Here is a 14143-nt window from a genome sequence, read left to right as displayed (position 1 = left end):
TTACCCTGGTCAGCTGGTGCTGCTGAGGCTTCCTGGGTAGCGGTGGCAGATGGCATTACACTGCTCCCTGTAGTGTCCCCGTTGTTCCCGCCGCTGCAAGCAGACAGCAGAAGGGTGGCCAGCAGGAGCGCTGATATTGCTTTACCCACTTTTTTCATCTCGCTTTCTTGTTGTTTGGCTGTATGAGCCGGAATCTTTCCGCGAACACTAAGCATGATTTTACCATACAAGGAGGTTAGAGATATGAATACTTCGTCATTTTTATGCGGAGTGATGCTGGGTGCAGCCGCCAGTATGATGATGTCCAAAAAACGCAGTACCATGATGTCCTCGCTCCTGCAGCCGGGCGGCCAGATGCAGGGAGCAGGGGAGAAGGCACGGGACAAAATTATGGGTATGGCGATGACCGGATTCGGCAGCACCCAAACGGGCGGCGCCAATGACACAGCTGAGCATAAGGCTGCCGGCAATGCCGACCACAAGGAGTCTGCAATTAAATCCAAGGAATCCAATCTTAAAATGCTGAAGGATTTCATCCGCAGCAACCCTGATGTAAAACATGAGGTAGAGCAAATTCTTAAAGAAACTCATACAGCAATACCCGGTTTGTAACCGCAAAGCAACATTGCAGAATCATTTTGGGGATGATTCCATCCGCAAAATGATTCTTTTTTTATCAGACTGACGGAATAAATGGGTCATTAAAATATTTATTTACGTGCATTTACAGCGCCAAAATGATAACATACATACATAGTAACCATTTTTGGCTCATTACTCGGGACTCATCATACATTAATATTAAATGAGCTTGCAAAAGGAGGATCCTGTCATGAGAATAGAGCGATTAGGTCAAGATAAGATACGGATTTTCCTCACTTTTGACGACCTGAGCGAGCGGGGCATCCAGAAGGAAGATATGTGGCAGGAAGTTCCCAAGGTGCATGACCTTTTTACGGAAATGATGGACCAGGCGTACAGTGAACTTGGTTTTGACGCCACAGGTCCGCTTGCCGTGGAAGTGTTCGCATTGCCCGCGCAAGGTATGGTCGTTATTGTGACCCGGGGGAAATATGATCACCATCAGTACGGTGGAGCCGGGGAAGAAGAAATGCCTGAAGAGATTTACGAAATGGAAGTTACTCTAGAACAAAGCGACTCCATTGTGTATGCATTCCGCGATTTTGAGGTTTTGGTTGAAGCGGCTCATGTGCTCATCGGCAATATTACTTCCCAGGGAAAACTGTATTCTTATAATGATAAATGGTACCTCTACTTCGATCCGAAGGAATATGAAGAGAATGTCCTTACGGGAATTGTAGCCGTATTGTCGGAGTTCGGGGATTCGTCCCCTGTTACAGAAGCTGTTCTGGATGAATACGGAAAGACCGTAATGGCTGAGAATGCAATCCAGTTATTGTGCACTCATTTTAAGCGCCAGGAATAAGCGGTTGAGGAGAGACCGGGCCTGCGGCCCGGTCCTTTCCTCTAGTTTTGAAATATGACTTTCCTGCATACCGCCGGGTTTTGCGGTAACAGATAGGAGAGATAAGCTCGGGGAGGTTATTCGGTGCTTTTGTTATCGGTCATTACGTCGGCAGTGGCACCGGGACTTGCGCTGCTGACTTTTTTCTATCTGAAAGATAAGTATGATCAGGAACCGCTGCATATGGTCATAAAGGTATTTTTGCTAGGTTTGCTGATTGTTTTTCCGGTTATGATCATCCAGAGGGGCATGGTGCTGGGGCTGAGTGGAGGTCCCTATGTCGACTCGTTCCTCATCTCCTCAGGAGTAGAGGAATGCTTGAAGTGGTTTGTGCTGTACCATATGATTTACAATCATACCGAATTTGACGAGCCATATGATGGAATACTATATGCCGTAGCGATTTCGCTAGGCTTCGCAACAATTGAGAATATAATGTATGCCTGGTACAGCCATGCTTCAATCGGATCAATGTTTATGAGGGCATTGCTGCCGGTCTCGGGACATGCGATGTTCGGAGTTGTTATGGGATATCACATGGGCAGGGCCAAGTTCTCGAAGGGGAACCGGACGAGGGGGATCCTGCTTGTCTCGCTCCTGCTGCCTTGGCTGTGGCACGGAATCTATGACTTTATACTAAGTACTACAGCGAATTACTGGATTTGGTTTATCGTGCCTCTGATGGCTTTATTATGGTATGGAGGCATGGGGAAGGTGGCGCTGGCCAACAGCCGCTCGCCGTTCCGTTTTTTGAAGCGTGAGGAAGAGGTTAACCTATAAATGAGATGGACACACTTAATCTAACCCGGAAAGTTCCGTAAGCAAGGAATTCCAGAGAGGAGAGAGGTGTCTTTTTTGCGTGTAAAAGTGCGGATTGTCTGCAAGCAGTGTGGTGAAACCTACATATTAAGAGGAAACAAGGAGCACGGAGTGATACAGACCGGCTTCAAGCAGTGCCTGTGCAGCAGCAGCAGCGGTTTTGAGATTGAAGAACGGGCCTGAACCGGAGGGTCTGGAAGTATTCTCTTTTTTTTGCGGGCCTGTAAGGTGCATAACTCTTCTCAGTTATTGTCAAACTAACGGCAATAAGCTACCGAAAGGAGTCTTGCAGCCCTATGTACAAAAGATTAAGTGCCATAATGTTCCCGCTTACCGCATTGTTGCTGGTAGGAGCGCTGGTCTGGGGATATCAGGAGAACCAGGAAAAAAACTCAATTCTAATCAAAGCAGAGAATCAGTATCAGCGAGCCTTCCATGATCTTTCTTTTCATGTGGAGCGGCTTCATGGTGAACTCGGAAACACCCTTGCAGTGAACTCTTCCTCGAACGGAATGCACCGCAAAGGCCTCGTCAATGTATGGCGGTTAACCAGTGAGGCACAGAATGAGATTAATCAGCTTCCGCTTACATTGTTGCCGTTCAGTGATACGGAGGAATTTCTTTCGAAAATCGCCAACTTCTCTTATAAAGCCGCTGTCCGTGACTTCACGAAAAAGCCGCTGACAGAAGCCGAATTGGGGAACCTCAAGGCGCTCTATAAAAATTCCGGCGAAATATCCAAGGATTTGCAGGAAGTGCAGCAGAAGGTTATTGGCAATAAGCTGCGCTGGATGGATGTGGAGTCGGCTCTCGCGACTGAGGAAAAGGCTGAGGACAATACGATTATTGACGGTTTTAAAACAGTGGATAAACGGGTTGCAGCCTATCCAGAACTGGACTGGGGACCATCTGTGGCCAGCATCTATGACAAACGTTCCGTCAAGAAACTCGGGGGCAAGCCGGTTACTGCAGAGGAAATCAAAGCAAAAGCGGTGAAGTTTGCCGACATCGGCGGTAATGAGAAGGTGGATGTCCGTGAGAACGGAAAAGGCACCGAGTGGGCTTCATTTACGGCTATGGTATCCAGCCCCGATCATCAGCAGCCGATCAGCATGGACTTTACAAGAGAAGGCGGGCTGCTGATTTCGTATAATGATAACCGCGAGGTCGGTCCGGCCAAAGTCTCGATGAAACAGGCGGTAACCAAAGCAGGTGAATTCCTGAAGAAAAAGGGTTATCCGGGAATGACCGCAGTCAGCGCGGACCGTTACGATAATCTAGGGAACCTGACTTTTGTGAGCAGCCAGAACGGTGTGCTGATCTATCCTGAGAAAATGACGGTGCGGGTTGCGCTGGATACAGGGGATCCTACTGGTTTCCAGGCGAGCGACTTTGTCAATGAACATCAGGAAAAGCGCGAAATCCCTAAACCCGGGCTATCGCTTGCGGAGGCCAGAAAACACTTAAACCCGGAATTCAAAGAGCTTTATCACCGTCTGGCCTGGATTGAAAATGAAGATGCTGTGGAGCTTCTTACGTATGAATTCGGGGGCAAAATTAACGGTTCACAATACCGCCTTTATCTGAATGCTGCGGATGGAAATGAAGAGGCAGTGGAAGAGGTGCGGACTTCCTCAGGAGCACAGGATAAATAAGTTCTAATGAAGCAGGAGGGCAGTTCCCTAGAGGAGCCCCTCCTTTTTTGTTTCAAATTCTGAACTTTTATAATATTTACTAACCCGGTGTCAAAAGGCCATGCTATAATCAAAAACAGATCAACTTACTAACATTGTGGCGGTGACAGGTTTGTATCCCAAAATTAATGAACATCTATACATACAGGTAGCTTCCAGTGATCCGGCGGAAACGGAGATCGAATACCGATCCAGAATCGCGGATATGGAAGATGATGCTTTTCTGATTGAAATTCCGATGCAGGTGGACAAGGGCCGGCTGAAAAAGCTGTTTATGGGTGACGAGCTCTCCGCATATTTTATTACTGAAGGCGGGATTAAGAATTATTTCAGTACTCATGTTATCGGATTTAAAGAAGATGTGATCCGTATGGTCCGGATTCGCAAGCCGGAAGCGGAATCCATCTTCAAAATTCAGCGCCGCAGCTTTCTGCGCGTTAACGCTGAGCTTGAGCTGGCTGTGAAGGATGCTCTAGGCAGCCGCTTTCTCGTCCGGACCGATGATATCGGGGGCGGGGGGACTTCATTTCTCAGCGATGCCAAGGTTAAGCTTGCGGTTTCCGACAAGCTCAGCTGCTGGCTGCTCCTTCCTTACCGCAACGGCAGCACGGAGCATGCGAATTTTGAAGGGGAAATTGTGCGGATGAAGCCGCTTGAAAACGGGCGCAGTCTCGTTATGCTGAAGTTCTCGTCCATTTCTGATGCAGAACGGCAAAAAATTATCCGATATTGCTTTGAACGGCAGTTTGATTTCCGCAACCGCTGACCCTTTTAACGGATATTTGTATGCATTTTGAGGCATATGCTGTTTTGCACTGTGTTCCAAACTGTGGTATAATTTTATAAGTCGCAGGCAATGCCTGCTTTTTTCTTGATAATATCAGTAAGTCCCTGGAAATTTGCGGCTTTGCCGTGTTTCCGGACGAAAGAGTGTTTGAGGAGGAATGCCCCGTTGGATAGGCAGTGGACACATACTAACGACAGAATTAACGTCGCCATCGACGGACCTGCCGGGGCAGGCAAGAGTACTGTAGCCCGATTGGTAGCACGCAAGCTGTCTTACATTTATGTTGATACGGGTGCTATGTACCGAGCAATTACCTGGTATATGCTCCGACAAGGCATTCCGCCGGAAGCCCATGAACAGGTGGATGAACTAGTCCGCGATATGGTGATTGAGCTTATTCCGGAGGAAAATGTACAGAAGGTGCTCATTAATGGGGAAGACGTAACCCCCCATATCCGCAGTCTTCAGGTCAGCGGTCAAGTATCGCAGTATTCGAAACTCGAAGGTGTAAGATCCAGACTCAGTCATCTGCAGCGTCAGATGGCACTCCGCAAAGGGGTAGTCATGGACGGCCGCGATATCGGTACGACCGTACTGCCGGATGCCGAAGTGAAGATTTTCATGACGGCAAGTGTGGAGGAACGTGCCCTCCGCCGTTACAAGGAGCTGAAAGATGCGGAAACAGTGACTCTCCAGCAGCTTGAACACGATATTGCAGCCCGTGACCGTCTTGATGAAGGACGGGAGATTTCGCCGCTGCGCCGTGCAGAGGATGCTATTCTTCTTGACACGACCTTTATGGATATCCATCAAGCCGTGGAAGCTATTGTCTCCCACTGCAGATCTCATGTTAACGGGGAGAGAAATCATTCATGATTTATGTTATTTGCCGTGGATTGCTTCGCTTGATTTATGCCATCCTGTTCCCGCTCAAGATTGTGGGAAAAGAAAATGTGCCAAAGGAGGGCGGGGTACTGCTCTGCGCGAACCATATCAGCCTGCTTGATCCGATGACCATCGGGATTAAGCTGAAACGTCAGGTCAAGTATATGGCCAAGGCCGAACTGTTCAAGGTTCCGGTGCTGGGCTGGCTCATAGACAAACTGGGCGCTTTTCCTGTCAAACGTGGCGGCGTAAGCAAAGAATCCATTAAAACGGCCCTTAATACGCTTCGCAGCGGACATGTTATGGGCATTTTTCCGGAAGGAACGCGTAACTCTGATTCCGGTGTTGCTAAGAAAGGCGCAGCAAGCTTTGCGCTTCGCAGCGGCGCAGCAGTTGTTCCGGCCGCTATTATCGGTTCTTATAAGCCATTCCGCCGAATGACCGTTATTTATGGGGAACCCATCGATCTCAGCTCATTTGCCGGAGCAGGCAGCGAATCTCTTGAAGAAGTTACCGACGTAATTATGGGACGGATCCATGAGATGAGTAAGACCGGCAAGCCCAGTACGAAATAGATCCGTTAGCTTTGAGCTTTTTACGAATACTGAGGAATAACGGCATAACCGCTATTTTTTGGAACATACTAACTTAAAAATACAAGTGGTATTACATGTAATGATTGTTTTGAACTCTGCGCTACGCGGGTTTAAATAAATGGGGTTTTGAATCGAGGAGGGTAATCACATGTCTGAAGAAACAAGAAATCAGGAAGCTGCGGCTAATGTTGAGAACAACGAAACCGTAGAAGCAACAGAAACTGTGGAATCCACTGTGCCTGTTGCCGGCAATGAAGAAGAAGTGACTAGCCAAGAAGGTTTGGAAATCATTTCTGTGAAAAAAGGCGATACCGTGAAAGGAACAATCGTCAAAATCGAAGATAACCAAGCTTATGTAAGCATTGGATATAAATACGACGGTGTGATTCCGATTCGCGAACTTTCTTCCGTACAGCTGGACAACGCTGCTGCAGCGGTTGAAGTTGGACAAGAAGTGGAGTGCAAAGTAGTCAGCGTCAACGACAATAAAGAAAGCCTTGTGCTCTCCAAACGTGCAGTTGACAGCGAAAAATCATGGGAAGATCTTGAAAAGTACTTTGCTTCCCAAGAAGCTTTCGAAGTTACTGTGGCTGATGTTGTCAAAGGCGGCCTTGTGGCTGATGTTGGCGCACGCGGATTCATTCCTGCTTCCATGGTTGAACGTCACTTCGTAGAAGATTTCAGTGACTACAAAGGCCGCACCTTGCGCGTAAAAGTGAAAGAACTGGACCGCGAGAACAGCAAGGTTATTCTTTCCGCCAAAGAAGTGCTTGAAGAAGAATTCGAAGCCAACAAACAAAAGATTATGTCCGAGCTGACCGAAGGACAAATCATCGAAGGTACAGTACAACGTCTGACTCAATTCGGCGCATTTGTTGATGTAGGCGGCGTTGACGGTCTGGTTCACGTATCCGAAATCGCTTGGAACCACGTGGAAAAACCATCTGATGTTGTTTCTGAAGGCGACAAAGTTCGCGTTAAAGTCCTTAAAGTGGATCCGGAAAAAGGCAAAATCAGCCTCAGCATCAAAGCGGCTGCTCCAGGTCCTTGGGATTCCGCTGCCGGGAAAATCAACATTGGTGATGTAGTAACAGGCGAAGTTAAACGCCTTGTAAACTTCGGCGCATTTGTTGAGCTGCTTCCAGGCGTTGAAGGCCTTGTGCACATCTCGCAAATCTCCCACAAGCACATCGGCACTCCGCATGAAGTTCTCAAAGAAGGACAAGAAGTTCAAGTGAAGGTTCTGGACTTCAATCCATCCGAGAAGCGTGTTAGCCTCAGCATCAAGGAAACCGAAGAAGCTCCGGCTCCTACGGCTAGACCTGAACGCAGAGAGAGCAGAGACAGAGCGCCTAAAGAAGTGCTGAACAATCCTAACGTATCGCTCAGCAACGAAGGCCTCAGCTTCACTCTGGCTGAACGTTTCGGCGACAAGCTGGACAAATTCAAGGGCAATAACTAATCCCTTAATTTATGTTTACACAGAAATATAAGGATACCGCATAGGGTGACTTATGTGTCTTATATTTGGTGTCATACCGGGTAAAGTAATCGGCGGGCCCTCATTCGGGGGTTCGCCGATTGTGTTTTCCAATTGAATTGTTTTTTGCTATGATGAAATCGTAAGGAAGACAGGAGGAATGAATATGGCAAGACCCGTTGTGGCCATTGTAGGCAGGCCTAACGTCGGGAAATCGACGATTTTTAACAGGCTGATTGGTGATAGACTGGCCATTGTAGAAGATAAACCGGGGATTACCCGTGACCGGATTTATGGCGTTTCCGATTGGAACGGCAAATCCTTCAGTGTCATTGATACCGGAGGAATTGAGATTGACGGTGAAGATGCGATTCTGAAATCGATCCGCGTTCAGGCGGAGCTGGCGATCGAGGAAGCGGATGTCATCGTCTTTATGTGTGAGGCGAAAAGCGGTCTTACGAATGCAGATGAAGAAGTAGCGCAGATTCTGTTCCGGTCCGGCAAGCCGATCGTGCTGGCGATCAACAAAGTGGATAATATGAAGCGTACGGAAGACATCTATGAATTCTACAGCCTTGGAATTGGCGATCCGATCGGTATTTCCGGCAGCCATGGTACCGGAATCGGCGATTTGCTGGATGCGGTTACTGAAAAGCTTCCGGAAAAGGAAGATGAAGAATACGATGAAGATGTGATTCGTGTAGCTTTGATTGGACGTCCGAACGTAGGAAAATCCTCGCTCGTGAACGCTATTCTCGGTGAGGAACGCGTTATAGTCAGTGATGTTGCCGGAACTACACGCGATGCGATCGATACTCCTTTTGAACGGGATGGACAGCGGTATGTCCTGATTGATACAGCGGGTATGCGTAAACGCGGCAAAGTATATGAAACTACAGAGAAATACAGTGTCATGCGTGCCATGCGTGCTATAGAGCGGGCAGATGTAGTACTTGTTGTCATCAACGGCCAGGAAGGCATTATCGACCAGGACAAGCATATTGCCGGTTATGCCCATGATGCAGGGAAAGCCTCGATCTTCGTGGTGAATAAATGGGATGCCGTCGAGAAGGATGACAAGACGATGCAGAACTTTGAGAACACCATCCGCGACCACTTCCTGTTTATGACCTATGCTCCGGTTGTTTTCTTGTCAGCACTTACAAAACAACGTCTTCAGAAGCTGCTCCCGGTTGTACAGCATGTTGCCCAGCAGCATGCACTGCGGATTACGACGCATCTGGTTAATGATGTGGTATCTGATGCTGTAGCGATTAACCCTCCGCCTACGGATAAAGGACGCCGCTTGCGCATCAACTACGTAACCCAGGTTGCGGTGAAGCCGCCGACGATTGTTGTGTTCGTAAATGATCCGTCACTGATGCATTTCTCCTACGAACGTTATTTGGAGAACAAAATCCGTGCAGCGTTCAATTTCGAAGGTACACCGATCCGTCTCTTTACGCGGCGCAAATCCGAAAACGAAGGTTAGGGGAGAAGAGTAGTGGCGTTTGAACTTCTGGTTATCGTTGTAAGCTATTTGCTTGGCTCTGTCAGCTTCAGTGTATTGCTTGCCCGGCTGCTCAAGGGGATCGACATCCGCCAATATGGAAGTGGGAATGCCGGAGCTACCAATACACTTAGAGTGATGGGGAAAGGACCGGCTATATTGGTGCTGGTTCTGGACGTACTGAAGGGAATTGCTGCGGTCTGGCTCGGAACCTGGGCCGGCGGCTGGGGAGGCTGGGTGGCAGTAGCCTGCGGTATTGCTGCCATTATCGGGCATAATTGGCCGCTTTATTTTCACTTCCGCGGAGGGAAGGGGATTGCGACTACCATTGGCGTGATGGCCACACTTTGCTTTTGGCCTGCACTGACTGCCGGCATTATTGCAATCCTGGCTATTGTGTTCACCCGTTATGTGTCCCTCGGCTCACTTATTTTTGTGGCGCTTACTCCGGTCTTCCTGCTGTTTACCGGATTTACGGCTCCAGAGCTTTGGGGCAGCCTGATTATCGCTGTTTTTGCCTTCTGGCGGCACCGCAGCAATATTGTCAAGATCTCTCAGGGAAGAGAGAATAAAATCGGCTCCAAAGTCAAGGAGGGGAATCGCGTTGTCTGATAAAGTAACCGTGCTGGTCGCGGGCAGTTGGGGAACTGCGCTGGCATCTGTGCTGGCGGCTAACCACTCGGAAGTTTATCTATGGACACGTAGGCCTGAGCAAGCTGTCGAGATTAATGAGGCGCATACGAACGAACACTTTTTACCGGGAGTGTCTTTACCCAAGAACATCATTGCCACTACAGACATGGAAAAAGCAGTGGACGGTTCCAAAGCGGTAGTCATTGTTGCACCGTCATCCGGTATGCGTCAAGTGGCGCGCAGCTTAAAGAGCTTTTGGAAGGAAGATATGCTCTGTATTCATGCCACGAAGGGTTTTGAGACGGAAACAAAGAAGCGGATGTCAACCGTGATTTCCGAAGAGCTGGGGTGCAGTGAGGGTCAGATTGTGGTCCTCTCCGGGCCCAGCCATGCCGAGGAAGTCGTCCGTCTCTGTCCGACAACGGTTGTTGTCGCTTCGGCTGATGAAGAACGGGCTGCCATTGCGCAGGGACTGTTTATTAACAACGATTTCCGTGTCTATACCAACCGCGATCAACTGGGGGTAGAGCTGGCAGGAGCGCTAAAAAATATTATCGCCCTTGGCGCCGGTCTGTCGGATGGTCTGGGCTTCGGTGATAATGCCAAAGCGGCGCTGCTGACCCGCGGACTCGCTGAAATTTCCCGCGTCGGTGTAGAGCTGGGGGCGAATCCGCTGACCTTCTCCGGTCTGGCTGGACTCGGTGACCTGGTCGTGACGGCAACGAGCCAGCATAGCCGTAATTGGCGTGCAGGCTGGATGCTGGGACAAGGTAAACCGCTTGCTGAAGCACTGGATTCAATGGGCATGGTTGTAGAAGGAATTCGTACGACGGAGGCAGCCTATGCGATCTCATTGAATTTAGGCGTGCAGATGCCGATTACTGACCAGATCTACCACGTGCTGTTCAAGGGAAGAACACCCCGCAGCGCAGTAGAAGCCTTGATGGGCCGTGACCGCAAGACGGAGATGGAAGCTATCTCGCAGGAAACTTGGGAGCAGTGGCATTCCTGAGGACTGTTCACCTTTTGCCGGCGATTCTCATATGTTGTAATGGGGATTGACGGAGGAGGGAAGAAGAGTGGACAGAGATTTTTCCAAAGATGCATTAAATGCCATCAACAAAAAGGCAGGCAAGAATATAACGCCTGGTGCGGTTAAAAAGCTGGCCAGTACGGTCAAGCCGGGAACCATGCAGAATGAAGCCCAGCTCCGCCAGTTAATCAAACAGGTGTCAGCCATGGCGAAGGTGCCGGTCAGCGAGGCTACTGTGCAGGAGATTATTAGTGCTGTCAAAAAAGGCGGCACAAACTCCGGCACAATGGAGTCTTTGATGAAAATGTTAATGAAAAAATAGTATTTCTCTTCATATTGCGGAGAGCAAACGACCCGGAATCCGAGCAGATTCCAGGGTCTTTGCTCTTTTTTTTCTGGGGGATAGACTTTATAGGTTTCTTGATATAATGTTCATGCTATAATATTCGCAATTAAAGATAAACGGCAGGAGGCGGCTCAGCTATGGATCCGATGACGAAGATGTGGTTATCTCTTATTGCGATACTAATCATGGGAGTATCAGTGTTTCTGATCACCTTTGCCCGCAGCAAGACGAAAGGCGTGCTTAGGGCCATTTTGTCCATAGTTGCCTTTGTTATCATGTTAATCGGCCTGCTCAGCGGAGCGGCTTCAATTATGTAAGCATTTACACAAACGCAATGCCTGAAACATAGCTAGGGAAGGAAGCTGTATGATGAAGCTGCAAAATGGATATAAGGTTACTTTTCTGCCCGAGGAACGAATAGCGGTTGTTAAGCATGGGACATCGCTGCTGGAGGCTGCCCGCAAGGCCGGAGTGGTATTGCCTACACGCTGCGGAGGCAAAGCTGCCTGTCTGATGTGTAAGGTGACTGTGGAACAGCAAGAATCCGGTGCGCTGCGTCCACCCGGGGAGGCCGAACGGCGTAAGCTGGGCAGCCTGCTAGAACAGGGCGTTCGTCTGGCCTGCCAGGCTGCCGTCTGCAGCGATTTGAACGTCAGTGTTCCAGAAGACCCGCTCAAGGCGGCTGTACGCCGCAGGCTTGAAGCTGCACGCCGTGGTGAAAGGGACGAGCTATGGTAGTAACTGATATGATGCTGAAGAGCGGATCCTTCAGCGATTGAACGACGGGGGGCGGAAGCTGTGAAACTCGCCAGGAGAGTGAACAGGCAAGGAGCAAGACTGGGGCTGCTTGCAGGAATCATCCTGCTGCTGTCTGTACTGGCAGGATGTATGTATCCCGAAGAGCAGATGCAGCCGGGAAGCAGCAGCAGGGAGAGTGTCAGGCGCGTTCAGGCGGCTGTTGATGATTATCAGCAGACGGAAGGGCTGCTGCCTATTCTTAATAGTGACGAGTCCACACCGCGTTATGAGAAGTTCGTGGTTGACCTTGAAAAGCTGCGCCAGCAGGGGTATTTAGAGGAAATTCCGTCTGCGGCATTCGAAAAGGGCGGAAATGCCCATTTTCTGATTCTGGATGAAGAAACTACTCCTGTTGTGAAGCTGATGGATCTCGTCACTGTGCAGAAGGTCAATGATGTCCAGCGTCAGGTGAACCGCTACAAGTCGGATCACGGGGGCAAGCTTCCGGCAGGGGAAGAACGATATCCGGGCCTTTTTTCTATCAATTCCAAACAGGCGGGGACGTCTGGGATTACACTAAAGAGTGTTTATTCCGGTGAGCCGCTGGAATTTATGATGGATAAGAACGGCAGGGTGTACGTTGATTATGTCCTTGATATTCAGTCTGCAATAGATAAAAATGAGAGTACTCCTGAGTCCGATAAGGACTTGAGAACCGAACTGGAGACGGCTTCTTTTTATGTGCCGGTGAAGTCCTTACCTTATCTGTGGGTCAGCGGCAAGCCTGTTCCCCAGCCATAAGTAAATAATCAGCAGTGTATAACCGCCCCCCTAACTCAGGGGGCTTATTTGTGTTTGCTGTGCTTCGGAAGAGTGAATCAGTTCTAGACGCCGCCTGTTTTTCATATGCTTGATGAGAAGGTTTCCGGGCAGCAGCTGGCTTTTGTGAAATTCGTGTATAAATTGCTTAGCTGCGGGTCATAAATCTGTTCCGGATACATATGATGATACTAGTCCAAATGCATGTCCGAGCATTCGGAGTTTAGCGCGGGGCAAGAATGTTCCGCTTAGGCAGGCTAGGCTCCCTGGCGGGCAATGCCAAGTCCGGTGGATGTCCTGCAAGGGTCAGTTTACCGGCGGAACGCGAAGTCGATGCTCTTCAGGCATTTTTTCTTCGGAGTAATATGAGGAGGGGATCTCTTTTGGAAAAAGTGGATATTTTCAAGGACATTGCCGAGCGTACCGGCGGAGACATTTATCTTGGCGTCGTCGGCGCGGTTCGCACGGGGAAATCGACATTCATCAAACGCTTCATGGAGACGATTGTTCTGCCGAACATTACGAGCGAAGCAGACCGGGTAAGAGCTGTGGATGAACTGCCGCAGAGCGCAGCTGGCAAAACAATCATGACAACGGAGCCGAAATTTGTGCCGAACAACGCGGTACAGATCAAAGTTGCGGAAGGCCTTGAAGTGAATGTCCGGCTGGTCGATTGTGTAGGGTATGCCGTCGAAGGCGCAAAGGGCTACGAGGATGAAAACGGGCCCCGTATGATTTCCACACCTTGGTTTGAGGAACCGATTCCTTTTCAGGAAGCGGCGGAGATTGGCACACGCAAAGTGATTCAGGAACACTCCACACTGGGTGTAGTAGTGACTACGGACGGCACAATTGCTGAAATCCCGCGCCACTCATACATTGACTCGGAAGAGCGTGTGATTGCTGAACTGAAGGAGGTCGGCAAGCCGTTCGTGCTTGTAATCAACTCTACCCGGCCGCGCAGTGAGGAAGCACAGCAGCTCCGCAGTGAGCTGGCTCTGAAATACGACATTCCGGTGATGACGCTCAGTGCCGCCAATATGACGGAGGAGGATGTGACCGGTGTGCTGCGGGAAGTACTCTATGAATTCCCGGTACATGAGGTTAATGTCAACCTGCCTAGCTGGGTCATGGTGCTTGGCGAGAACCACTGGCTGCGCAGCAGCTATGAGAATTCCGTCCGGGATACGGTAAAAGATATCCGCCGTCTGCGGGATGTAGACCGTCTGGTCTCCCAGTTTACTGAATATGACTTCATTGACAGAGCCGGACTCAGCGGCATGAACATGGGTCAAGGAGTGGCTGAAATTGATTTGT

Annotated in this window: 17 protein-coding genes; 16 read left to right on the top strand and 1 reads right to left on the bottom strand. The window is 49.5% G+C overall.

Features of this window, described 5'->3' with window-relative positions; genetic code table 11:
• The first annotated feature begins 243 nt into the window (after positions 1–243).
• The 3 genes from AQR02_RS16305 (at position 244) to prsW (ending at position 2266) form a co-directional block, all read left to right on the top strand.
• Complete coding sequence (locus tag AQR02_RS16305) at positions 244–612, top strand: hypothetical protein (protein ID WP_054941381.1); 369 nt, start codon at positions 244–246, stop codon at positions 610–612.
• 220 nt (positions 613–832) lie between these two features.
• On the top strand, positions 833–1447 hold the full coding sequence (locus tag AQR02_RS16300; protein ID WP_054941380.1) for a genetic competence negative regulator: 615 nt from the start codon (positions 833–835) through the stop codon (positions 1445–1447).
• Positions 1448–1570: 123 nt separating this feature from the next.
• Positions 1571–2266 carry a glutamic-type intramembrane protease PrsW gene (prsW, locus tag AQR02_RS16295; protein WP_054941379.1) on the top strand — a complete coding sequence of 232 codons (696 nt, stop codon included), beginning with the start codon at positions 1571–1573 and terminating at the stop codon, positions 2264–2266.
• Between the two features lie 126 nt (positions 2267–2392).
• On the opposite strand, the gene AQR02_RS33095 is transcribed toward prsW, so the two are convergent.
• Positions 2393–2539 carry a hypothetical protein gene (locus AQR02_RS33095; protein WP_209444167.1) on the bottom strand — a complete coding sequence of 49 codons (147 nt, stop codon included), beginning with the start codon at positions 2537–2539 and terminating at the stop codon, positions 2393–2395.
• A 62-nt stretch (positions 2540–2601) separates the two neighbouring features.
• Between AQR02_RS33095 and ypeB the strand changes: the two genes are divergently transcribed.
• From ypeB to spoIVA, 13 genes are all read left to right on the top strand, one after another.
• Entirely contained in the window at positions 2602–3960 is a 1359-nt protein-coding gene (gene ypeB, locus AQR02_RS16290) for a germination protein YpeB (protein ID WP_054941378.1), read from the top strand.
• Between the two features lie 151 nt (positions 3961–4111).
• Positions 4112–4765 (top strand): flagellar brake protein, encoded by a 654-nt coding sequence (locus AQR02_RS16285; protein ID WP_187388791.1) that lies wholly within the window; start codon positions 4112–4114, stop codon positions 4763–4765.
• Positions 4766–4951: 186 nt separating this feature from the next.
• Entirely contained in the window at positions 4952–5662 is a 711-nt protein-coding gene (gene cmk, locus AQR02_RS16280) for a (d)CMP kinase (protein WP_054941377.1), read from the top strand.
• Positions 5659–6246 (top strand): lysophospholipid acyltransferase family protein, encoded by a 588-nt coding sequence (locus AQR02_RS16275; RefSeq protein WP_054941376.1) that lies wholly within the window; start codon positions 5659–5661, stop codon positions 6244–6246. The genes cmk and AQR02_RS16275 overlap by 4 nt, the downstream gene beginning before the upstream one ends.
• Before the next feature lie 169 nt (positions 6247–6415).
• Positions 6416–7729: a 30S ribosomal protein S1 gene (gene rpsA / locus AQR02_RS16270; protein WP_054941375.1), complete on the top strand. Its 1314-nt coding sequence runs from the start codon at positions 6416–6418 to the stop codon at positions 7727–7729.
• Positions 7730–7913: 184 nt separating this feature from the next.
• Positions 7914–9239 (top strand): ribosome biogenesis GTPase Der, encoded by a 1326-nt coding sequence (gene der / locus AQR02_RS16265; protein WP_054941374.1) that lies wholly within the window; start codon positions 7914–7916, stop codon positions 9237–9239.
• Positions 9240–9251: 12 nt separating this feature from the next.
• On the top strand, positions 9252–9869 hold the full coding sequence (gene plsY / locus AQR02_RS16260) for a glycerol-3-phosphate 1-O-acyltransferase PlsY (RefSeq protein WP_054941373.1): 618 nt from the start codon (positions 9252–9254) through the stop codon (positions 9867–9869).
• The gene (locus AQR02_RS16255) at positions 9862–10902 is read left to right on the top strand and encodes an NAD(P)H-dependent glycerol-3-phosphate dehydrogenase (RefSeq protein ID WP_054941372.1); all 1041 of its coding nucleotides are present in this window, start codon (positions 9862–9864) and stop codon (positions 10900–10902) included. The genes plsY and AQR02_RS16255 overlap by 8 nt, the downstream gene beginning before the upstream one ends.
• 67 nt (positions 10903–10969) lie before the next feature.
• Complete coding sequence (locus AQR02_RS16250; RefSeq protein WP_054941371.1) at positions 10970–11245, top strand: stage VI sporulation protein F; 276 nt, start codon at positions 10970–10972, stop codon at positions 11243–11245.
• A gap of 161 nt (positions 11246–11406) precedes the next feature.
• Entirely contained in the window at positions 11407–11586 is a 180-nt protein-coding gene (locus AQR02_RS16245) for a DUF2768 family protein (protein ID WP_054941370.1), read from the top strand.
• 52 nt (positions 11587–11638) lie between these two features.
• Positions 11639–12007, top strand: a complete 369-nt coding sequence (locus tag AQR02_RS16240; protein WP_054941369.1) for a 2Fe-2S iron-sulfur cluster-binding protein — start codon at positions 11639–11641, stop codon at positions 12005–12007.
• A gap of 78 nt (positions 12008–12085) precedes the next feature.
• Entirely contained in the window at positions 12086–12808 is a 723-nt protein-coding gene (locus AQR02_RS16235) for a DUF3939 domain-containing protein (protein WP_245237505.1), read from the top strand.
• 401 nt (positions 12809–13209) lie between these two features.
• Positions 13210–14143, top strand: a 934-nt coding sequence (gene spoIVA / locus AQR02_RS34390) for a stage IV sporulation protein A (RefSeq protein WP_245237504.1), incomplete at its 3' end; no start/stop codon positions are given.

The organism is Paenibacillus ihuae, from assembly GCF_001368795.1.
In the GTDB taxonomy this organism is placed as follows: Bacteria; Bacillota; Bacilli; order Paenibacillales; family Paenibacillaceae; genus Paenibacillus_AQ; species Paenibacillus_AQ ihuae.
The sequence above is the reverse complement of the archived record's forward strand: the minus strand, read 5'-3'. Positions and strand labels throughout refer to the sequence as shown.

Bases quoted from the DNA above. Each gene is read 5' to 3' on its own strand.
- AQR02_RS16305 (WP_054941381.1), top strand. From the start codon at position 244: ATGAATACTTCGTCATTTTTATGCGGAGTGATGCTGGGTGCAGCCGCC.
- AQR02_RS16300 (WP_054941380.1), top strand. From the start codon at position 833: ATGAGAATAGAGCGATTAGGTCAAGATAAGATACGGATTTTCCTCACT.
- AQR02_RS33095 (WP_209444167.1), bottom strand. From the start codon at position 2,539: ATGCACCTTACAGGCCCGCAAAAAAAAGAGAATACTTCCAGACCCTCC.
- ypeB (WP_054941378.1), top strand. From the start codon at position 2,602: ATGTACAAAAGATTAAGTGCCATAATGTTCCCGCTTACCGCATTGTTG.
- AQR02_RS16275 (WP_054941376.1), top strand. From the start codon at position 5,659: ATGATTTATGTTATTTGCCGTGGATTGCTTCGCTTGATTTATGCCATC.
- rpsA (WP_054941375.1), top strand. From the start codon at position 6,416: ATGTCTGAAGAAACAAGAAATCAGGAAGCTGCGGCTAATGTTGAGAAC.
- der (WP_054941374.1), top strand. From the start codon at position 7,914: ATGGCAAGACCCGTTGTGGCCATTGTAGGCAGGCCTAACGTCGGGAAA.
- AQR02_RS16245 (WP_054941370.1), top strand. From the start codon at position 11,407: ATGGATCCGATGACGAAGATGTGGTTATCTCTTATTGCGATACTAATC.
- AQR02_RS16240 (WP_054941369.1), top strand. From the start codon at position 11,639: ATGAAGCTGCAAAATGGATATAAGGTTACTTTTCTGCCCGAGGAACGA.